Source organism: Dyadobacter sediminis (assembly GCF_005860765.1).
Lineage (GTDB): Bacteria > Bacteroidota > Bacteroidia > Cytophagales > Spirosomataceae > Dyadobacter > Dyadobacter sediminis.
Map to the genome: position 1 here is coordinate 1,014,552 of NZ_VCEI01000021.1, position 20,748 is coordinate 1,035,299.

14 protein-coding genes are annotated in these 20,748 nt (G+C 46.5%); 10 read left to right on the forward strand and 4 right to left on the reverse strand.

Features of this window, described 5'->3' with window-relative positions; all coding sequences use genetic code 11:
- The first annotated feature begins 73 nt into the window (after positions 1–73).
- The gene (locus FEM55_RS11485; protein WP_138281458.1) at positions 74–253 is read left to right on the forward strand and encodes a hypothetical protein; all 180 of its coding nucleotides are present in this window, start codon (positions 74–76) and stop codon (positions 251–253) included.
- Positions 254–311: 58 nt separating this feature from the next.
- On the opposite strand, the gene FEM55_RS11490 is transcribed toward FEM55_RS11485, so the two are convergent.
- Positions 312–1,340, reverse strand: coding sequence for a LacI family DNA-binding transcriptional regulator (locus FEM55_RS11490; RefSeq protein ID WP_138281459.1), 1,029 nt, complete (start codon positions 1,338–1,340; stop codon positions 312–314).
- A gap of 352 nt (positions 1,341–1,692) precedes the next feature.
- Between FEM55_RS11490 and FEM55_RS11495 the strand changes: the two genes are divergently transcribed.
- From FEM55_RS11495 to FEM55_RS11510, 4 genes are all read left to right on the forward strand, one after another.
- Entirely contained in the window at positions 1,693–4,809 is a 3,117-nt protein-coding gene (locus tag FEM55_RS11495) for a SusC/RagA family TonB-linked outer membrane protein (RefSeq protein ID WP_138281460.1), read from the forward strand.
- 30 nt (positions 4,810–4,839) lie between these two features.
- Positions 4,840–6,597, forward strand: coding sequence for a RagB/SusD family nutrient uptake outer membrane protein (locus FEM55_RS11500; RefSeq protein WP_138281461.1), 1,758 nt, complete (start codon positions 4,840–4,842; stop codon positions 6,595–6,597).
- 61 nt (positions 6,598–6,658) lie between these two features.
- Positions 6,659–8,077, forward strand: coding sequence for a Gfo/Idh/MocA family protein (locus tag FEM55_RS11505; protein WP_138281462.1), 1,419 nt, complete (start codon positions 6,659–6,661; stop codon positions 8,075–8,077).
- A 33-nt stretch (positions 8,078–8,110) separates the two neighbouring features.
- Positions 8,111–8,875, forward strand: a complete 765-nt coding sequence (locus FEM55_RS11510) for a glucosamine-6-phosphate deaminase (protein WP_138281463.1) — start codon at positions 8,111–8,113, stop codon at positions 8,873–8,875.
- Positions 8,876–8,981: 106 nt separating this feature from the next.
- Here FEM55_RS11510 and FEM55_RS11515 read toward each other — a convergent pair whose 3' ends face one another.
- Both FEM55_RS11515 and FEM55_RS11520 read right to left on the reverse strand, forming a co-directional pair.
- Positions 8,982–10,538: a glycoside hydrolase 5 family protein gene (locus FEM55_RS11515; RefSeq protein WP_229209207.1), complete on the reverse strand. Its 1,557-nt coding sequence runs from the start codon at positions 10,536–10,538 to the stop codon at positions 8,982–8,984.
- Between the two features lie 153 nt (positions 10,539–10,691).
- Positions 10,692–11,156 (reverse strand): lipocalin-like domain-containing protein, encoded by a 465-nt coding sequence (locus FEM55_RS11520; protein WP_138281464.1) that lies wholly within the window; start codon positions 11,154–11,156, stop codon positions 10,692–10,694.
- Between the two features lie 1,027 nt (positions 11,157–12,183).
- Between FEM55_RS11520 and purL the strand changes: the two genes are divergently transcribed.
- Together purL and FEM55_RS11530 are read left to right on the forward strand one after the other, a co-directional pair.
- A complete protein-coding gene (gene purL / locus FEM55_RS11525; RefSeq protein ID WP_138281465.1) occupies positions 12,184–15,849 on the forward strand; it encodes a phosphoribosylformylglycinamidine synthase in 3,666 nt (1,221 codons plus the stop codon).
- Positions 15,850–15,986: 137 nt separating this feature from the next.
- The gene (locus tag FEM55_RS11530; protein WP_138281466.1) at positions 15,987–16,814 is read left to right on the forward strand and encodes an SGNH/GDSL hydrolase family protein; all 828 of its coding nucleotides are present in this window, start codon (positions 15,987–15,989) and stop codon (positions 16,812–16,814) included.
- A gap of 19 nt (positions 16,815–16,833) precedes the next feature.
- On the opposite strand, the gene FEM55_RS11535 is transcribed toward FEM55_RS11530, so the two are convergent.
- Positions 16,834–17,388: a DUF4468 domain-containing protein gene (locus FEM55_RS11535; protein ID WP_138281467.1), complete on the reverse strand. Its 555-nt coding sequence runs from the start codon at positions 17,386–17,388 to the stop codon at positions 16,834–16,836.
- Between the two features lie 285 nt (positions 17,389–17,673).
- Between FEM55_RS11535 and FEM55_RS11540 the strand changes: the two genes are divergently transcribed.
- The 3 genes from FEM55_RS11540 (at position 17,674) to FEM55_RS11550 (ending at position 20,542) form a co-directional block, all read left to right on the forward strand.
- Positions 17,674–19,098, forward strand: coding sequence for an MBOAT family O-acyltransferase (locus FEM55_RS11540; RefSeq protein WP_138281468.1), 1,425 nt, complete (start codon positions 17,674–17,676; stop codon positions 19,096–19,098).
- A 21-nt stretch (positions 19,099–19,119) separates the two neighbouring features.
- Positions 19,120–20,166 carry a hypothetical protein gene (locus FEM55_RS11545; protein ID WP_171036535.1) on the forward strand — a complete coding sequence of 349 codons (1,047 nt, stop codon included), beginning with the start codon at positions 19,120–19,122 and terminating at the stop codon, positions 20,164–20,166.
- 139 nt (positions 20,167–20,305) lie between these two features.
- Positions 20,306–20,542, forward strand: coding sequence for a hypothetical protein (locus FEM55_RS11550; RefSeq protein WP_138281470.1), 237 nt, complete (start codon positions 20,306–20,308; stop codon positions 20,540–20,542).
- The last annotated feature ends 206 nt before the right edge of the window (positions 20,543–20,748 follow it).

A 20,748-nucleotide genomic window follows, 5' to 3' on the forward strand; every position in this document is an offset into this window, starting at 1 on the left:
CTATTGTTAATGTCAGTTTTACAGATGTTGATTCAGGAAATCAATCGTTTTTTTCCTGAATCATTCGTTGTTAATGAAACCGAGCTCAAAATTATTCGTCTGGATTGCTGCTGCATTTTCTGCCGTGCTTTTTGCAGGCAGTCGCTTAAAAGAAAATGCCCCGAAGCCGGCGTTATCAGAATGGAATAAGAAGAGTGTAAAACGCCCGCGTAAGGTAGAATCATTTATTGGCGCAGTGCTTCAGTTTTGCTGAATATTCAATAAAAACAGGAAAGCCGCCCGGATTTTTTCAGCCTGCACAAATCCTGCATTCATGGCAGTTCATGTCTTTGCGTCGAGTTTCTTGCAATAAGTTCTCCTGAAAGTATAACCTGTTCTGCCGGAAAGCTGCTCTTTTTAATGTGTTTCAGCAACAATCCGCAACTGATTTTTCCGATTTCCAGTGCCGGCTCGGCAACTGTGGAAAGGGCAGGGGAAATAATTTCAGAAATCGGGTCATTTGTAAACCCGATGACACCAACTTCTCTACCAACCTGAATGTTCCTTTTTTTTAACGCAATGATGGCTCCGACTCCTTTACGATCATTTACGGCAAAAATGGCATCGGGCGTATTCCATTTGTTTTCAAACAAAATATTCACGTCATTTTCTCCGTCTTTTTGTGAAAATCCCGAGTGTATGGTAAAATCCGGTACAATCGGCAAACCGTATTTTTCCAGGGCATGATAATATCCTTTCAGTCTGTTTTCCGTCAGTGACAAATCTTTTGTGCCTGTGATATGCGCTATTTTCTTGTAACCGCAGCCGATCAGATGTTCAACTGCCGCAAATGCGCCGTTATAATCGTCCTGCATCACTTTTGACGTATCCACTGACTTGGCAACGCGGTCAAAAAAGACAACAGGCAGGCCGTCTTCGATCATTTCCTGAAAGTGGGAACAATCATTGGAATGTGCCGACACACAAGCCAGAATCCCGTCCAGACTGCTTGCAGAAAGGTTTTTTGCTATTTTGATTTCTGTCTCAGGCGAGTCATTGGTGATGTACAGAATAATGTTAAAATCATTTTCACGCGCCATTTCCTGAATCCCGGTAATGACGGTTGAAAAATAATAATTGGTGATGCCGGGAATGATTACGCCAATATTATGCGTGCTCCGCTGAACGAGGCCGGTCGCATTGAAGTTGGGTTTATAGTTCAGTTCTTCCGCGATTTTTAGAACGTTCTGCCTTGTTTCCGCGCTCACGTCATATTTGTCCCGCAATGCCCGCGAAACCGTCGCAACCGAAATATTCAATGCTTTCGCAATGTCTTTAATCGTCGTATATCTCTTGCGCATAAAGTCTGAATCCGGTATAAAGCCAAAAAATAATTCGCCGTGTGATTGCTGATTAATTCATGCAATGGCGTGTTCTGAATAATAATTAATAATTCCCGCACCTCCAAGTACTGATTTGTCCGGCATCGTAAACGTTATCGGTAACGTTTACGCTACTATTTTCCGCATTTGGCAAGGAACCTTGAGTAATTCCTTGTAAAATTGTTTTTATTCAGAATATACTTCCGCCTATTGTTTGAAGCACTGGTTTGATGTATTCCTGTAATACACGTTCACGGAATATAATTACGGTTTAAAAACGGGCAAAGCAAGTTTCAGCAGCAAGTATTTCCACTCACCTAAACCATACCATATGATTCTTCAACTACCTATTTCAAGGTTTTCCAGAGCCTGGCTTATGCTTCTGTTTCTGTCATGCTCCGGCTTGCTTTACGGCCAGGAACAAAAAGAAATCAGCGGAAATGTACTGGACAGCTTGTCGAAAACCGGCCTGCCGGGTGTGACCGTCATTGTTAAAGGTACGCAGCGGGGAACCACGACTAATGCAGAAGGGCATTACACAATTCAGTGCGGCATGAAGGATACGCTTTCGTTCAGCTTTGTAGGTTACACGCAGAAAGAAATGTATGTCGGAACAAAAACAACCATTGATATCGCACTCGAGTCCAATGTAAATGCGCTGGATGAACTCGTTGTGGTCGGGTACGGAACGATGAAAAAAAGCGATCTGACGGGGGCGGTAATCCGGCTGGATGCCAAAACGTTTAAAAACCAGCCGATGACGCAGCTTACCGACATGCTTACGGGAACCGTTGCCGGTTTTAACGCCAATCAGAGTACTACTGCTGCCGGCGGAAGTTCTCTTCAGATCAGAGGGCCGAAATCACTGAATGCTTCCACGAATCCGATGGTGGTTATGGACGGTGTCATTTTCAACGGCAGTATTTCGGATATCAATCCGGCTGATATTGAAACAATTGATATCCTGAAAGATGCGAGTTCGGCGGCTGTGTTCGGCGCAAGGGCGGCCGGCGGAGTTATTCTGATCACGACCAAAAGAGGAACGGTCGGAAAGCCGGTAATCAACTTTTCTGCAAACGTCGGCATGACGGAAACCACGAACGATTTCAAGCCCTTTGATGCGCAGGGTTATCTTACGTTCAGAAGGGATTTGCTCCGCGCCACCAATCCGAACAATCCGAAATTTTATTATGACAATCCGGCGCAGCTTCCTGCCGGCGTAACGCTGGACCAATGGAGAAACGCAAGCAACAATCCGCAGACCGACAATACGCAGGAATGGCTCGGACGACTGCGGTTTTTCCCGATTGAAACCGAAAATTATCTGGCCGGCAAAACGGTAGACTGGTATAATGAAGTAATCCGGAAAGGCATCCGGCAGAATTATGACGTCAGCATCGGCGGCGGCTCAAAGAACGTTACGTATTACTGGTCGCTGGGTTATCAGAATAACGAAGGACTGATCCGCGGAGACAAGTTTTCTACGATCCGTTCGAGGCTGAATGTGGATTTCAAAGTGACGGACTGGCTGAACGTCGGCGTCAATACCCAGTTTGCAGACCGTGATGAAAGTACCGTTACGGCCAATCTCGGACAAATGTATCTGATGAGCCCTTATGGTTCCATGTTTGAAGCAGACGGAAGTGCTTCCTGGTATCCAAACAGTTTTGCAGTAGCCAGCCCGCTGATCGATTATTACGGTCAGGACCGTTTTAAAAAGGTCAATACGCTTTTTGCCTCCATTTATGCAAAACTGAAACTGCCGTTCGGTATGGATTACAAATTGTCTTTTCAGCCGCGTTACGAAGCTATGAAAGATTATGATTTCTGGTCTTCGGCGACGTTGGCAGGAGGTTCTTCGCGTTCCAACGGGTACGCCACGCGCGACGATGCTTCCACTTACGAATGGATTCTGGACAATCTGCTGCACTGGAATAAGGAATTCGGAGTTCATCTTTTTGACGTGACACTGCTGTACAGTTCGGAAAGAAACCGGGCATGGGCATCCACGATTACAAACCAGTCTTTTGTGCCCAATCAGAACCTCGGTTTTCACGGCCTTCAGTACGGAACCAGCCCGACCGTTTTTACCAATGACACGCAACTGACCGGCGACGCCGCCATGATCCGGCTGAATTATACTTTGCTGGATAAATATCTGTTAACGGCTTCCCTGCGAAGAGATGGTTTTTCGGCATTCGGTACAAAGCAGCCGAGAGCTGTGTTTCCGGCGCTCGCACTGGCATGGAAAATCTCGGAAGAAAAGTTTTTCAACCTTGATTTTGTAAGCCAGATGAAACTGCGGTTATCCTACGGCGTGAACGGGAACCGCGATATCGGCGCTTATTCGGCCATTGCGCAAATGTTTTCCACGCAGTATTACGATGGCTCCAATGTACAGGTCGGCGTTTATCCGAATACGCTGGCTAATCCGAACCTGGTTTGGGAAAGAACGGAATCCATCAATCTGGGCATGGACCTGAGCATACTGAAAAACCGTGTGGACCTCAGCATGGAATATTATGACATGACGACTTCCAATTTGCTGATGAACCGCCTGCTTCCGGAAATTACAGGATTCAGGAACATCGTTTCCAACCTTGGCCAGCTTGGGAACAAGGGTTTCGAAATGACCATCAATACCGTCAATACGGAAAAGAAAAATTTCAGCTGGCGTTCCAGTCTGGTGTTTTCATTTAACCGGAATAAAATCAAAAGGCTGTTCGGAGATTACAAGGAAGAAACCATTGACGGCAATGCGGTGAGAACGGAACTTCCGGATTACACCAATGAATGGTTTCCGGGACAGGCGCTGGACCGTGTCTGGAATTACGACGTAAACGGAATCTGGCAGACGAATGAAAAAGATGCTGCCGCCGTTTACAAGCTGGAACCGGGCGATTTCAAAGCTACGGACGTGGACGGAAACGGAAAATACGAGGCGCTTCTGGATAAAAGGTTCATTGGTTACCGTCAGCCAAGGTTCCGGCTCGGACTCCGGAATGAATTTACCTTTTTCAAAAATTTCTCGGCCTCCGTTTTCTTGAGAAGCGAACTCGGCCACATTGCACCGTTTGCCGAAGGACTGCGCACGGGCGGATCGGATACGTACGACAGAAGGAACACCAACGATTTTCCTTACTGGACACCTGAAAACGGCATTAATGATTTTCCGAGACTGAACACCAATACCAATGTTTTTGGCGGCGGGATCAAGGTTTACAAACCGCTTTCTTTTGTCCGGATTCAGGATGTGAACATTGCGTATGCATTGCCGTCGGAGCTTGCAACAAGGCTGAAAATGAACAATATGCGTGTTTTTGCTTCGGTCAGGAATCTGTACAGCTTCAACAAATGGCCCGGCTGGGACCCGGAAGCGTGGGACAATGCCGGAAATAATGTGCCGATGCCGCGGAATTTTACTATCGGACTCACCTTGTCACTGTAATCTGGAGCATAACCCTAAATGAAAAGAATTATGAAATTACTCAGACCACTATCTGCAGCATACTTTATACTCTTGGTTGCACTGACTTCCTGTAACAAGGATTGGCTGAAACCCGAGCCGCTTTCCTTTTTCAGTCCTGAAAACGTTTTTACGGACAAGACCGGTTTTGAGTCGTTGATCATTACGATGCGAAAAGACCTTAAAAACGAAAATACGGGAACGATGCCCAATCTGACCATGGAATTTGCAGCTTCGGACCTTGCTTCGCCGTGGTCGCAGCTGGATTTTTATAACCTCACGCCGAATACGGATCAGTACTATCGTTTTCTGGCCATGTTTACGCAGATTTATACTTCCATAAAAAATACCAACGTACTGATCTCCAGAATTGATCATATCAAGTGGACATCTGAAGAAGAACGCAACGGCATCCTGGCGGAAGCATACTGGCACCGGTCTTACTGGTATTACCGGCTTGTGAATTCCTATGGTGATGTTCCGTTTATCAGCAAGGAAATAGAAGGCGCAAAGCTGGATTTCCAGACGCACAGCCGGGAAGCCATTTTAAAGAAAATACAATCAGATCTGGAATTTGCCGTTCAGTGGCTGCCCGTTACGGCCAAAGCCGGTGCGGTATCCAAAGGTGCGGGAAATCATTTGCTTGCGAAAGTTTACCTCGCCAATCTGGAATTTGACAAGGCCATAAAAGCTGCAAACAATGTGATTTCAGGACCTTATGCGCTGATGATGCAGCGCTTCGGGATTGATGCCGCCAAACCGCAGCGTAACCTGATCTGGGATCTGCACCGTTCCAAGAATTTCAGCAGCACGCAGAATACCGAAACTATTCTTGCCTCCATAGATCGTTACGAAGCGCCGCCGGGAGCAAGGTCGCTTGGTCTTTATACGATGCGTTTGTACAATCCGCAATGGTTTCAGCCACAGGTGCTGGACAGTCAGGGAAAGCCCGGCATGGTGGCGAGCGGGCCGATGTACGATTCTTTGGGAAGAGGAAACGCCAACATTCGCCTGACAGGTTATTATCAGTACGATATCTGGACTTACAAGGGCGTCAACTGGCGCGTTACGCCGGATTTGAGAAGAAGCGATATCAACTGGGTGGATATTGACGAACTGAAATACAACAATCCGGCATCGGTCGATTTCGGCAAGCCTGTAAATATCAGGTTTCTGGCTGCGCAAGTAGATACTTTCAAGCATGTGTACGCCATTCCGCATTACATCATGTACAATCCAATGGACGATCCGAAAGCCATACCCGTAGGCGGCAACGGCGACTGGTATATTTTCCGACTGGCCGAAACGTATCTTTTAAGAGCCGAAGCGTATTACTGGAAAGGACAGCTTGCCTTAGCCGCAGCGGACCTTAACAAAGTAAGGGAACGTGCAAAAGCATTGCCGGTTACAGCCGCCGATGTAAATATCCATTTCATTCTGGATGAACGCGCCCGCGAACTGTTTGCCGAAGAACCCCGGCATTCCGAGCTGGTGAGAATCTCATACATCATGGCGAAATCGAATCTGGGCGGATACAGTTTAAGCAATTTCAGTACCAAAAACTTCTATTTTGACCGGGTAATGAAATACAATAATACGTACGAAAAGAAAATCCAGCTGTTGGGTAACACCGCAAATATGGCGCCTTTTCATGCACTCTGGCCCATTCCGTCGCTGGTGATTACGGCTAATACACAGGGCGTAATCAATCAGAATGCCGGCTACAACGGCGCTGAACTGAATATTGCGCCGCTTACGACCATTGAATAGTATGTTAAATTTTCCGGCCGGACAAACTACGATTTCCCGGCTTCAATAAAACGGATCAGCAATGAACAAGAGAGCATTTTTAAAACTTACCGCACTGGGCGGAACCGGTCTGGCAAGCGGCATTTTCCAGCAGGGCTGTACAACAGGCAAAGCTACTTCGCAGTTGCCGGCCATCAAAAAACAGGCGGAAGCAGCGCATCGCCAGACTTTCAACATGTCGGGCTATGCGGCGCCGAAAATAGATACCGTCCGAATGGCTTACATAGGTCTGGGCAACCGGGGCGGAGGCGCCATCAAGCGCATCGTTCATCTGGATAATGTGGAAGTAAAGGCGTTGTGCGATATCCGGGAGGAAAATGCAGTCGCAGCCGGAAAGACTTTTGAAGGAACTTCGCACAAACCGCAGCTTTATTCAGGCCATGCGGACGAATGGAAAAAAGTCTGCGAACGCGACGACATCGATCTGATTTATATTTGTACGCCCTGGAACCTGCACACACCGATGGCGCTTTATGCCATGGAACACGGCAAGCACGTCGCCTGCGAAATTCCGATTGCCACGACGGTGGAAGACTGCTGGAAACTCGTTGAAACTTCCGAACGTACCAAAAAGCATTGCATGATGCTGGAAAACTGCTGCTACGATTTCTTCGAGCTGCTTACGCTGAACATGGCGCGCCAGGGGTTTTTCGGCGAGATCGTGCACGTGGAAGGCGCCTATATCCATGACATTTATGAATCGTTTTTTGATAAAACCAAAAGGTATGATCTGTGGCGATTGAGAGAAAACCAGAAAAATGGTAATCTGTATCCGACGCACGGACTCGGGCCGGTTTGTCAGGTGCTCAATATCAACCGAGGCGATAAAATGGATTATCTGGTTTCTACTGCGAGCAATGATTTCATGCTTGCTGCAAAAGCCAATGAAATGGCAAAAACAGATCCGGCCTTCAAGGAATTTGAAGGGAAAAGCTTTCGAGGAAATATGAATACGACGACAATCCGGACCAATAAAGGCAAAACCATTATGTTGCAGCACGACGTGACGTCGCCGCGGCCGTACTCACGGATTCACCTCATCAGCGGCACGAAAGGAACTGCCCAGAAATACCCGTTGCCCGGAAAAATTTCACATGGCCATGAATGGATTTCGGAAGAGGAATATAAAGTGCTTGAAAAAAAGTATCAGCCTGAAATTGTGACCAGAATCGGCGAGCTGGCCAAAAAAGTAGGCGGGCACGGCGGTATGGATTTTTTAATGGACTGGCGTTTGATCGACTGTCTGCGCAACGGACTTCCGCTGGATCAGGATGTATACGATGCGGCTTCGTGGAGCGTGATCGCGCCGCTGAGTGAATGGTCGGTTGCCAACCGTTCCAATTCCATTGACGTTCCCGATTTTACTTCCGGCGCATGGAAAACGAATACGCCGGTTGATATTGAGCTTAAAAAAGGAGGAAATACACTTGTCAAGGCATAAAAAGCCTAAGTTTTAATTATTAAAATGATTTGAATGAAAATTATCATCTCGAACAACAGCCAGGAATTGGGCCGGGCCGCAGGAAGTGAAGCCGCAGATTTGATTCGCCGCACTATTTCGGAAAAAGGAAAAGCCAATATCATTCTGGCTACGGGTACAAGCCAGTTTGAAACAATCAGTCAGCTTCTGAAGGAAGAGGACATTGACTGGTCAAAAGTAACCATGTTTCATCTGGACGAATATATCGGTTTGCCTGTAACGCATCCGGCCAGTTTCCGAAAGTATTTAAAAGAACGTTTTCTGGAAAATGTCCCGCCATTGCATGAAGTATTTCTGATTAACGGCGAAGCAGACTCTGAAACGGAACTAAGCCGGTTAAACAAGCTGATTTCAGAACATCCGGTTGATGTTGCGCTCGTTGGAATCGGTGAAAACGGGCATTTGGCTTTTAATGATCCGCCGGCTGATTTTGATACGGAGCAGCCTTATCTCGTCGTCAATCTGGACGAGCCGTGCCGCAGACAGCAAATGAATGAAGGCTGGTTTGAATCGCTTGAAGACGTGCCTCAGCAGGCAATCAGCATGTCGGTCAAGCAGATCATGAAATCGGAGCATATTATTTGTTCGGTTCCTGATGAACGCAAAGCGCAGGCTGTAAGCGACAGTCTGCTGCAAAATGTAAGCAATAAATTTCCGGCAAGCATCCTGCAGTTGCACCCGAGCTGCACGTGTTTTCTGGATAACAGTTCTGCTGAAATTTATTTAAAATCGAAACCGGATGAAGTAGTGACGTTCTGAGAAATGTAACAGAAGAAGTTTTTTCAGGCTTTGCAGCATTTGAGCATTTTCAAATTGGTTATGTTCAAATGCCTGCAAAACCAAAGTGTACTTTACAACGGGTAAATTACACTTCCGGCGTTATACGCCTTACTGCAACAGCCACATCCATGGCAATTCCGGAAATACTGAAAAGAAGATTTCCCGCTGATTTCAGTTCCAAAGTTTCGGACCGGATCGTTTGTCCGGTGCGTGTATCCCAGCTTGTAATGGAATAAGTGCCGGATTCCATTCCGGGAATATTGACTTCAGTATCCAATGAATTTGCCTGTTCATTCAGGATGTGTAACGTTCTTGTCACCTTTTTGTTGATATCCGTCCGGAGCAGCCATACAACTGCCTGTTGGCCATCAGCACAGGCAAAAACGGCAAATGCCCGATGGCTTGACTTTACTTCGTGATTTAGGTTTCTGCGCCTGAAATTTTGCCAGTCGATCAATTTTGTGAATTCCGCCATGTTTTTCTGAGCAGCACGCATGCCGTGAGTCAGGCAGTGCGGATGCCGGTTTGGCCAGCGCATACCGCCGCCTGCTGCGCCCGAAGCAAGATGCGCCCATTGAATATGACGAAAATATTCATCATCAAAATAAGCCGGAAAAGTAATATGCTTGTCTTTGAAGGCATGAATCGGCCCGTGTTCACTGTCGAAAAACGGCCTGTTTGCGGGTAAATGTTCCAGTGCTTCCCGAACGAGCCTTCCGGTACAAATGGCTGATGCCACCGTATCTTTCGGATTGTCGATCGTAGCTGCATCATAAAAATGCGTGCTTGCAAAATCAAGCAGCGGATGCCGGAAGATAACATCTGCAACGGCAGGCTGTTCATTCAGTACCGGCCCGAAAAGCGATACGGTCTGCGGATGGCAGCGTCCGTAAAGCCGCATTTCTGTTTCGCGCAGATGCCGGCTGAGCTCGCCCACAAAATTGCCGAAAACGTCCGTTCGGCCGCTTGCATGTGCCGGATGGATTTCGTTCCACAGGTCCCAGGCAAACAGAACGCCGCTGCCGCCCCATCTTTCGGCAACGAAACTGAGCCTGTTTTTGACAGCTTTTAATGTGTCTTCACATAAAAGCCATTCCGAACGTTTTTTGCAAGGACCGCCATTTGCAGCATTGTACGGATGATGTTTCCAGCGGATCCACATCCAGAAAGTATCCACCGGCGTAAGCAGAATGCGCATATGATACTTTGCGCAAAGCAGAAAAAGATCGTCCCATAACGCGACCATATTTTTGGAAAACGTGCCGGCAGGCTTTTCAAAATAGCGGCTTTCGCCCTGTGCGTATTCCAGCATCAGCCGCAGGCACGTTACGCCATGTCCCGCAAGCCAGGCCAGATGACCTTCCACCTGCTGCAGATTTTTACGTCGGAAAAGTCCTGCAAAATCAGGCCATGTGATGGCGTCATTTTGTCCGACCGGCGTCCAGTCTTCGCCGTTTTCAGTTATAAAATAAGGCGCATCTTTTGCAACCTGAATCCACGGGATGTTGGGTAGAGATTTAAAATCAGGAAATAATTTGCCTTGTACTGTTTCGGGATGATTTATATCGGATGTATTCAGATTTGCGTCATGATCCGGTGAAAACAAATTGAGTTGCTCCGGATGTTCGGTCTTTGGTTTCATCGGGTTAAGTAATTGTTTTAATCTTTTTGTATTGGCTGTTCAAAAGTAATCTACTTTCTGAGCAAGGTAAGAATAGCCTGCCCGGAATAACAAGATTGCCGGAAGAAATGACGCTGAAATGACGAAAAATATTAAACAAGACTTGATTTGATCTCAATGCTTTCTGACGTAAATCTCGAGAATTTCCTGATTGATGTCCAGACTGTCGATTTTTTCAATGCCGGATTGGATCAATGAATCTCCTTTGGTCCGCAGCTTGAAATGAAAGTCCCTGTTTTCCCATTCGCGGTAATTGCAGTATTGCAGATGCTCCGAATAATCCTCGCCTTTCAGCTCATACGTACCGCCGCCTGCATCAAAAACTGCCGAATCGCCTTTTCCCTGACTGGTGTCGTGTTTCAGAAAGGAAAAATGATTCCCGGCAAACATCTTGATCATTTCCTGACCTTTAACCGGATAAGTGACCGTTGTGTCACCTTTGGCAATAACCCGGCTGGAAACCAGTTCCCATGTTCCGGTAATGGATGGTAATGCAGTTTCGTCCGTTGTCGTTTTTTTGTCATTGCAGGACGTCATCATGATCATTAAAGCACAACAGGCAAGGAGTTTGGACTTCATAGGTCTATTTAGGATTGAGGATTATACTTCGGGCAAGTTACTCTAATTGTTTAATGAAAATATAGTTTTAACAATGCTGAGATGCATTTTTTTTGTAAAACCGCATCCTGCCAATCCGCAGAGCGGCTCCCTGTTTGTAGCACGTAAATGCATAGGATGTTCATTGGCCTTGGCGGGGCCTTCTGATAAAATTGTGGATGCCAGAAGGCTCCTCCGGAGGAGCCAAAAAAAATCGCCTCTATGCTTTTTTCTAGAAACAGAAAGCTCCTCCGGAGCTTGGCGCTGGTGCCTTGTTGTTTAGTTCTACCCATAGAAAACCGCATCCTGCCAATCCGCAGAGCGGCTCCCTGTTTGTAGCACGTAAATGCATAAGATGTTCATTGGCCCCGGCGGGGCCTTCTGATAAAATTGTGGATGCCAGAAGGCTCCTCCGGAGCCAAAAAAATTGCCGCTATGCTTTTTTCTAGAAACAGAAAGCTCCTCCGGAGCTTGGCGCTGGTGCCTTATTGTTTAGTTCCACCCATAGAAAACCGCATTCAGCCAAGCCTCGGAGCGGCTCCCTGTTTGTAGCACGAAAATACACGTGATGTTTATTGGCCCCGCCGGGGTTTCCTGATAAAATTGTGGACGCCAGAAGGCTCCTCCGGAGCCAAAAAAAATCGCCGCTATGCTTTTTTCTAGAAACAGAAAGCTCCTCCGGAGCTTGGCGCTGGTGCCTTATTGTTTAGTTCTACCCATGGGAAAACCGCATTCAGCCAATCCGCAGAGCGGCTCCCTGTTTGTAGCACGTAAATGCATAGGATGTTCATTGGCCCCGGCGGGGCCTCCTAATAAAATTGTGGATGCCAGAAGGCTCCGGAGGAGCCAACAGCTTTCTTTTTAGCATGTCAAATCTGTTTCCTAAAACTTATTCACCGCGTTCAGGAACAACAACGTAGCCGCCGGCTGTTACCAAAACAGAGCAATTTTCATCTTCCAATGGGCATCAAGGAATTTTTAAATTACCTTTGCACCATAAAACGATACCATGATTTATTTCTTCGCCGACGATCACAATACTGTTTTTGCCCTACAAACAGAGCGCATACTTACAGACTCCGATATTTCAAAACTAAGCTGGCTTTTTGGCGGCGCACAACGCATGGAAGAAACGGTCATTACAGATTCCTTTGTAGGTCCACGCGCTGCCATGATTACGCCATGGAGCACCAATGCCGTTGAAATAACGCAGAATATGGACATTCAGGGCATTGTCCGGATTGAGGAGTTTAAAAGGGTAGAAGCCGGCTTTGACGGTTTTGACCCCATGCTTTCGCAGAAGTACAACGAGCTTGATCAGGATATTTACACGATCCGTATTCAGCCTGAACCTGTGCTGGAAATCAGCGATATTGCTGCATATAACAAGCAGGAAGGACTTTCGCTCAGTGATGAGGAAGTGGATTATCTGAATAAACTGGCTCAAAAACTCGGTCGCAAACTAACCGATTCGGAAGTCTTTGGTTTTTCTCAGGTCAATTCGGAACATTGCCGCCACAAGATTTTCAACGGCACTTTCGTCATTGACGGCGAGGAACAGCCGGTTTCTCTCTTCAAGCTGATCCGTAAAACTTCTGAAACGAATCCCAATGGAATTGTTTCTGCTTATAAAGACAATGTCGCTTTTGTAAAAGGGCCCACAGTGCAGCAGTTTGCGCCGAAAAGGCCGGATGTTCCTGAGTATTACGAAATAAAAGATTTTGAATCCGTTATCTCGCTGAAAGCGGAAACACATAATTTTCCTACCACCGTGGAGCCTTTCAACGGAGCGGCAACGGGTTCCGGCGGAGAAATCCGCGACCGGCTGGCCGGCGGACAAGGCTCCATTCCATTGGCCGGAACGGCTGTTTATATGACCGCGCTTTCGCGTCTGGAAGAAAACCGTCCGTGGGAAAAAGGCGTGGAGGAAAGAAAATGGCTTTATCAGACGCCGATGGACATTCTGATAAAGGCTTCCAACGGTGCTACCGATTTTGGGAATAAATTCGGTCAGCCGCTGATCGTGGGTTCCGTACTTACTTTTGAGCATGAAGAAGAAGGCCGTAAGCTGGGTTATGACAAAGTAATTATGCAGGCCGGCGGGATCGGATACGGAAAAGCAGACCAGGCGAAAAAAGACAAGCCGCAGACGGATGACAAAATCGTGGTGCTCGGCGGTGAAAATTACCGGATCGGAATGGGCGGCGCAGCCGTATCTTCTGCGGATACCGGCGCTTTCGGTTCCGGTATTGAGCTGAATGCCGTGCAGCGTTCCAATCCTGAAATGCAGAAACGCGTAGCCAATGCGGTTCGCGGCATGGTGGAAAGTGACAACAATACCATTATTTCCATTCACGATCACGGTGCAGGCGGTCATTTGAACTGCCTTTCCGAACTGGTGGAAGAAACGGGCGGAAAAATTGATCTGGATAAATTACCCGTTGGCGATCCGACGCTTTCTGCCAAAGAAATCATCGGGAACGAATCCCAGGAACGTATGGGAATTGTGATCGGCAAGGAAAACCTGGAAACTTTACAGAAAATTGCAGATCGCGAAAGAGCGCCGATGTATACAGTCGGCGACGTAACGGGCAATCACCGCTTTACTTTCGAATCAGCCAAAACGGGCGCTCGTCCGATGGATCTGGAACTGGACGATATGTTCGGCAGCTCGCCAAAGGTGGTAATGCAGGACAAAACAGTTGAAAGAAAGTATGAGCCGGTTGCTTATGACATTGCAAAGCTTCATGAATACCTTGAACAATTGCTGCAACTGGAAGCCGTTGCCAGCAAGGACTGGCTTACGAATAAAGTAGACCGCTGCGTGGGCGGACGCGTTGCCAAGCAGCAATGTGCCGGTCCGCTTCAGTTGCCTTTGAACAACGTCGGCGTTATGGCGCTGGACTTTCGGGGAATTGACGGTATTGCGACTTCGGTCGGACATGCGCCGCTTTCTGCTTTGATTGATCCCGCTGCCGGAAGCCGTAACGCCATTGCCGAAGCGCTTTCCAACATCGTATGGGCACCTCTGAAAGACGGCCTTACAAGCGTTTCGCTTTCTGCCAATTGGATGTGGGCATGTAAAAACGAAGGCGAGGATGCCCGTTTGTACAAGGCCGTAAAAGCGTGTTCGGAGTTTGCGATCAGTCTGGGAATCAATATTCCTACGGGAAAAGATTCGCTTTCGATGAAGCAGAAGTACAAAGATGCGGAAGTGATTGCACCGGGCACGGTGATTATTTCTGCAGCCGGGCATTGCGATGACATTACAGCCGTTGTGGAACCGGTTTTGCGCAAAACCGGCGGCTCCATCTATTATATCAATCTTTCCGGCGACCGTTACAAGCTGGGCGGTTCGTCATTCGCACAAATCCTGAACAAAATCGGTTCTGAAACGCCGGATATGCTGGATGCAAATACATTTAAAACGGCATTCAATACGATTCAGGAACTGATCAAAAGCGGAAAAATACAGGCCGGGCACGACATCGGCAGCGGCGGGCTGATTACGACTTTGCTTGAAATGTGTTTTGCAGACCGCGATCTGGGCGCTGCGATTGACCTTTCCGCGCTTGGCGATCAGGATATGATTGAAAAACTCTTTGCTGAAAACAACGGAATCGTTTTCCAGGCCGACGAGTCTGCCGAGGAAATTCTTGCTGCAAACGGCGTTGCTTTTCACAAGATCGGAACCGTAAATATGGCGGCTACTTTGGTTGTAAAAGATGCAGCCGGAACATGGGATTTTGACATAGATCAGCTGCGCGACGTCTGGTTCAAAACTTCCTATCTGCTGGATTGCAGGCAAAGCGGCCCGCAACTGGCAAAGGAACGCTACGACAATTATAAATTTCAGCTGCTCCGCTACAATTTCCCTGCTCATTTCGACGGGAAAAAACCGGAAATCGACCCTTCAAAACCAAGGCCGAAGGCAGCCATATTGCGTGAAAAAGGCAGTAATTCCGAAAGGGAGCTGGCTAATGCCATGTATCTGGCCGGTTTTGACGTAAAAGACGTGCATATGACCGATCTGATTTCGGGCCGGGAAACGCTGGAAGATATCCAGTTCATCGGAGCCGTAGGCGGATTTTCCAATTCGGATGTGCTGGGTTCTGCCAAAGGCTGGGCGGGTGCATTTCTTTACAATGAAAAGGCAAAAATTGCGCTTGAAAACTTCTTTAAACGCGATGATACCCTGTCTGTGGGTGTCTGCAACGGCTGTCAGTTATTCATTGAACTTGGTTTGATTAATGGCGATCATGAAGAAAAACCGAAAATGCTGCATAACAAAAGCGGCAAGCACGAAAGTATTTTCACGTCACTGACCATTCAGAAAAATAAATCGGTGATGCTTTCTTCGCTTGCGGGCAGTACGCTTGGCGTCTGGGTTTCACACGGTGAAGGCCGTTTCGAATTTCCGTTTACTGAAAACCGCTATCAAATCGTTGCCAAATACGGCTATGAAACATATCCGGCTTGTCCGAACGGCTCCGGCTTTAACACGGCCATGCTTTGTGACGAATCCGGAAGGCACCTTGTCATGATGCCGCACATCGAAAGATCGCTTTTTCAATGGCATTGGGCCAACTATCCCGAAGGAAGAAAAGACGAGGTTTCACCTTGGATGGAGGCTTTTGTGAACGCAAGGAAATGGATTGAAAACCTGGAAAAATAATTTGACAGATTTATAACAGTTGGCAGTGAATTTCGGATAGCCCGGCTATGGAAAGTTCACTGCTATTTTTTATAGTGTTTCTTCATACCAGAAATCGTGGGAATTCTTATATTGGGACAAAAATAACCTGAACCCTGATGAAGAAATTTCTGCTGTTTTTTGCCTTGCTTTTATCAATGGCCGGAGCTGGCCCGCGTAAAATTTCCTGGGTTGCCATTGGCGATTCCATTACTTATCTCAACGATCATCCGGATGAAACCGGAAACCGTATCACCAAAGGGTACATGGCGCTGATTGCTGAAAAGTACCCGTTTGTAAGTTATATCAATCAGGGCCATAATGGCTGGACATCGGTAAATATTGCCGATAAAATCAATGATCTCGGGTTGGTAAAAGCCGATGTATATACCGTTTTTCTGGGTACAAATGACTGGTGGCAGGGAAAAACGCTCGGTACTATCGCTGATTACGAGCAGCAAACCGGCACCGGAACCGTTTATGGCTCATTTCGTGTCATCACGGATAAACTGAAAAAGCTGAACAAAAAAGCAGAAATAATACTCATCACACCTATGCAGCGCGGTGATTTTGTTTATATCAACGGTGCCAAAAACAATGCATACGGTTCATATAAACCGAAGAACGGGCAGACTCTGGAACAATTTGCGAAGGCTATTGTCGAAATCGGAAAACTTGAAAAATATCCTGTTCTGGATTTGTACCATGAAAGCGGGATTACGCTGGAAAACATGGTCCATTTTAAAAGGCTGAAAGATCCGGCTTCTGGAAATTACAATGATTATACTTATCCTGCTTACACCAATATTCCTTTTGATCCCGAAAAAGACGAATATCCATATCCGGCGGAAGCAGTGGACATGACTTATGACGGGCTTCATCCATCCGACAAAGGTTATGCAGTCATTGCGGAAAAGCTTGCAGAAAAGTGGAAAAAGCTGAAATGAACATTTTTAAATAGCCCTATTACTGTTCGCCAGCGGTTAGTGCCTGTTTCAGACTTGCAAGCAGCTTGAACATAGCCGTGTTAACGGCGTCATTATCTGCTTTTGCTGTTTTCAGCGCTTCTTCTGCTTCAGTGCGGTTTTTGCGGTTGTTTTCTGTTTTTACGGCCTGTTCTTTTGCCGTTACCACATCGTTGTTTTTAATACCAAGCCTTTCCGGGCTGTGTAATCTTGAAATGCCGTCAAGCCTGTCAATTCTTGCCTGATACCTGTTATCCTCGCAATCAATTGCAAGTTGGAACCTTACGTATTCGTACGAAGAACCTGAAACCGGAACGTAGCTGATGATAGCAAGTTTTCCGGATTGCGGATCATCCTGCTTAACTGCATTTTCATAATTTCCGAAAGTGGCTGAGATCCAGTTCTGGGCATTTTTGTAAATGGTTGCCCTCGATTTGTCCGCTTTTCCCAGATCGGCGTAATAAACGTTTTTATCCTTGTCAAGCGGCAGCAGGCCATCCTGACCAAAGCCGTTGTAAAAGCTTAAAAGCAACAGAAGTAATGCGATGTATTTCAATTTTCAGATCGTAATTTGATGCTTAAAGGTAAGAATAAAAGCAGGCGGGAATCAACTTCTTTACAATTCATCCGGCTACTGCTTGCAATTATGCGGGTAACTTTTGAATATTCGCAATACCAACGAAGCGGTTAAATTGGACAAACCTGCAATCAGTGCAGCTTTTGTACATATTCTGCAAACTAATTATCAAATGGCTATTATATCTGAATCAGAACTCCTGCACACGGCTGACAACAGGTTTAAAAGTTCATTGGAATATAAGCTGAATCATACTCAACGGAAATGCTTTTTAACTCGCTGCACTTTGTTATCTTTTTCATTTTTGTTACAACACTTTATTATACGATTAACTGGCGTCTGCGCTGGATTCTTTTACTGGCGGCGAGTGCTTACTTTTATGCTTCGTTCATTCCGGCTTATCTGCTGATTCTGGGTGTAGTGATTGTTATTGATTACGCCGCCGGCATATGGATCGAAAATTCGGCGGGCAAAAAACGGCGGTGGATTCTCATTCTGAGCCTTGTGGCAAATGTCGGCTTTCTGGCTTTTTTCAAATATTTTGATTTTCTGAGCATTAATTTCTCCGCTTTGCTTGGATTCGCCGGACAAAAAAATCAGGTTCCGCTGTTCAGGGAGCTTTATCCCTCATTAATCCTGCCGATCGGACTTTCATTTCATACTTTCCAGTCCATGAGCTATACCATTGAAGTATACCGCGGCAATCAGAAAGCGGAAAAAAACTTTGGCATCTATGCACTGTATGTTCTTTTTTATCCGCAGCTCGTGGCCGGGCCCATCGAACGGCCGCAGAACGTGCTCTGGCAATTTCACAAGAAAATGGAATTTGACTGGGAAAACATCCGGATCGGATTATGGATGATTGCATGGGGACTGTTCAAGAAAGTGGTCATTGCCGACCGGCTCGCACTGGTTACAGACCATGCGTTCGGCGATGTGGCCGGCCAGAATGCTTCCACGCTGATCATTGCCGTTGTTTTTTACAGCTTTCAGATCTACTGCGATTTTTCGGGCTATTCGGATATTGCCATCGGTACCGCCCGAACCATGGGTTTTAAACTCATGACCAATTTCAGAGCGCCTTACTTTTCAGCTTCCATTTCAGAATTCTGGAAAAGATGGCATATTTCATTGTCTACATGGTTCCGGGATTACGTGTACATCCCGCTCGGAGGAAACCGCGTCGGAAAGTCGCGTCTTTATATAAACACCATGATTGTGTTTCTGTTAAGCGGGCTTTGGCACGGTGCAGACTGGAAATTCATTATCTGGGGCGGCATTCACGGCATTTACCTCATCCTTGCACAGTTTATGAAAGGCGTTCCGTGGTGGCCGGCATCGAATAAAAATCAAGTTTCTCCGGTTGTAAAAACCTTTCATGTTATCTGGACATTCTTGCTGGTGGCAATTGCATGGATATTTTTCAGGGCCGGCAGTACAGCCGAAGCAATTGAGATCATTTCCGTTATATTTGATCCGGCTGCTTACGCGGTTCCGAAAATCGGTATCAATGGCACCGAGTTCGGGTTTTGCATGTTCCTGATCGCATTATTGATGTTCAAGGATTATTATTTACCGGATTATGTGCCGCAAAAGCCTGCATTCTGGCTTTCTTTCTTCACAGTTTCTTTTCTGTGTTACCTTTTCGGCGTGTTCAACAGCAATCAGTTTATTTATTTTCAGTTTTAAATTATGAACCGGATGTACGGCTTGCTCCGTCTTTTTTTAATTGCAGCTTCCGGGATTATCCTTGTTGTGGGTTTATCTTCCAACCTGCAGAGACAAATTTTCGAATGGGGCCTTATTCCGGATCAGTACCGTTTCGGAGATCTTTACAATGTATCCAATCTGAAGAAATTCAAGGAAACGGATATGCAGCAGAATTCGCAGCTTACGGAAGCGGACAAGCCTGCAAAAAGATTTGATCATGTAGATCTTTATACCATTGGTGACAGCTTTACACCGATGGATACCAGTTTTTATGCCGGCAGAAATAATTACCATATCTGGCTTGGCGTAAATGTGGATACAGCCCGGCTGCATCCTGACCGTAAATCCATTCTGGTTATAGAAATTATTGAAAGAACCATTCAGGAGCGGCTTAAAAGCGATTACCGGAAACTCTACATCAACATGGGTTTTCAGTTTGAAAATAAACCGGCAACAAATAAACCCGCTGAAAAAACCGATCCGGCTTCCTTCTGGTGGGACCAGTTCGGGCATCAGATTAACCAGCGGCTGGAATTTCTGCTTTTTAACTCTGAACCGTTTCTGAAAATCAAGGAACTGAAAGCCGGAATCATGCTTTCATGGTTTAACCGGACGCATACCGGTTCGCTTGTTTCGGCCAACCGGGAGTATATATTTTATGATGTAGAGGCAAATCCGAAAAGTGTTTTGTCGCCATTCGCCGCAGTTGGCCCGGCATCCGTTGATACGGTAGTTACAAACATGAACGCCATTCGGGATTATTATAAAAACGCCGGTTTTGATGAAGTCTATTTTTGTCTGCTGCCCAACAAAGTGACGGTTTGCGAGCCCGACAGGTCCGTATATAACAACCAGATTACACGAATTGAACAGCATCCTGCGTTGAAAGCACCGTTTTTATCACTTCACCGGGAAATTCGCAGGCATCCGGAGTGGTTCCATAAAGGCGACGGACACTGGAATGTGCATGGAAAACGGCTCTGGCTGCGGCATGTCAACAAACTGGTCGAAGAATGGAGTGTGAGTAAAAGCGCCGCCATCCGGTGAAAAACGGATCCGGATGTAAGCGGACAGGAGGAATCGGAATAGTTCAACGGCATGGCATGGATCATCCTGTAAAAAAGGAAGGGCATCACGAGTAGTTACAACCTTCACCAAACTTTTTCACCAAACCAGTTATACCATCATGGGAAAAGGAAAAGAATTGTTCGGACATTACAATGATCTTGCAAAAGAAAAAGGGCCGGGGAGTGAAGAAAGTACTTACGCGGGCGTTCTGTTTCAGGCACTGCTGATGCTGGGCGAACGCCGTGTTTTCGAACTGCTGGAAGAAGCCGATGAAACCGGAAAAAAGCTGCATTTTGAATACAAGACAGATCCTGAAAAAGGGACCAAAGACCTCAGCGGCATAACCCTGGTCTGAAAGAACTCACTGCTTCACAGGTATTCTGAAAAAGCGTATAAAGCATTTTGTTATTACACTTTTTAACTCAAATCCCATTATTAATTTCCAAAAAGCTAAACATCAATAGCTAACAGCCAACAGCCATTCCGTACGCAACCATGTTCAAGCTGCATGATCGCTGAAATGCAGGTACAGCAGGTTCTGGTATGAAATTTTTGCAGATT

Excerpts from the sequence above, each read along its gene's own strand:
- FEM55_RS11485 (WP_138281458.1), top strand. The coding sequence starts at position 74 with ATGAAACCGAGCTCAAAATTATTCGTCTGGATTGCTGCTGCATTTTCT.
- FEM55_RS11490 (WP_138281459.1), bottom strand. The coding sequence starts at position 1,340 with ATGCGCAAGAGATATACGACGATTAAAGACATTGCGAAAGCATTGAAT.
- FEM55_RS11495 (WP_138281460.1), top strand. The coding sequence starts at position 1,693 with ATGATTCTTCAACTACCTATTTCAAGGTTTTCCAGAGCCTGGCTTATG.
- FEM55_RS11500 (WP_138281461.1), top strand. The coding sequence starts at position 4,840 with ATGAAATTACTCAGACCACTATCTGCAGCATACTTTATACTCTTGGTT.
- FEM55_RS11505 (WP_138281462.1), top strand. The coding sequence starts at position 6,659 with ATGAACAAGAGAGCATTTTTAAAACTTACCGCACTGGGCGGAACCGGT.
- FEM55_RS11510 (WP_138281463.1), top strand. The coding sequence starts at position 8,111 with ATGAAAATTATCATCTCGAACAACAGCCAGGAATTGGGCCGGGCCGCA.
- FEM55_RS11515 (WP_229209207.1), bottom strand. The coding sequence starts at position 10,538 with ATGAAACCAAAGACCGAACATCCGGAGCAACTCAATTTGTTTTCACCG.
- FEM55_RS11520 (WP_138281464.1), bottom strand. The coding sequence starts at position 11,156 with ATGAAGTCCAAACTCCTTGCCTGTTGTGCTTTAATGATCATGATGACG.
- purL (WP_138281465.1), top strand. The coding sequence starts at position 12,184 with ATGATTTATTTCTTCGCCGACGATCACAATACTGTTTTTGCCCTACAA.
- FEM55_RS11530 (WP_138281466.1), top strand. The coding sequence starts at position 15,987 with ATGAAGAAATTTCTGCTGTTTTTTGCCTTGCTTTTATCAATGGCCGGA.
- FEM55_RS11540 (WP_138281468.1), top strand. The coding sequence starts at position 17,674 with ATGCTTTTTAACTCGCTGCACTTTGTTATCTTTTTCATTTTTGTTACA.
- FEM55_RS11550 (WP_138281470.1), top strand. The coding sequence starts at position 20,306 with ATGGGAAAAGGAAAAGAATTGTTCGGACATTACAATGATCTTGCAAAA.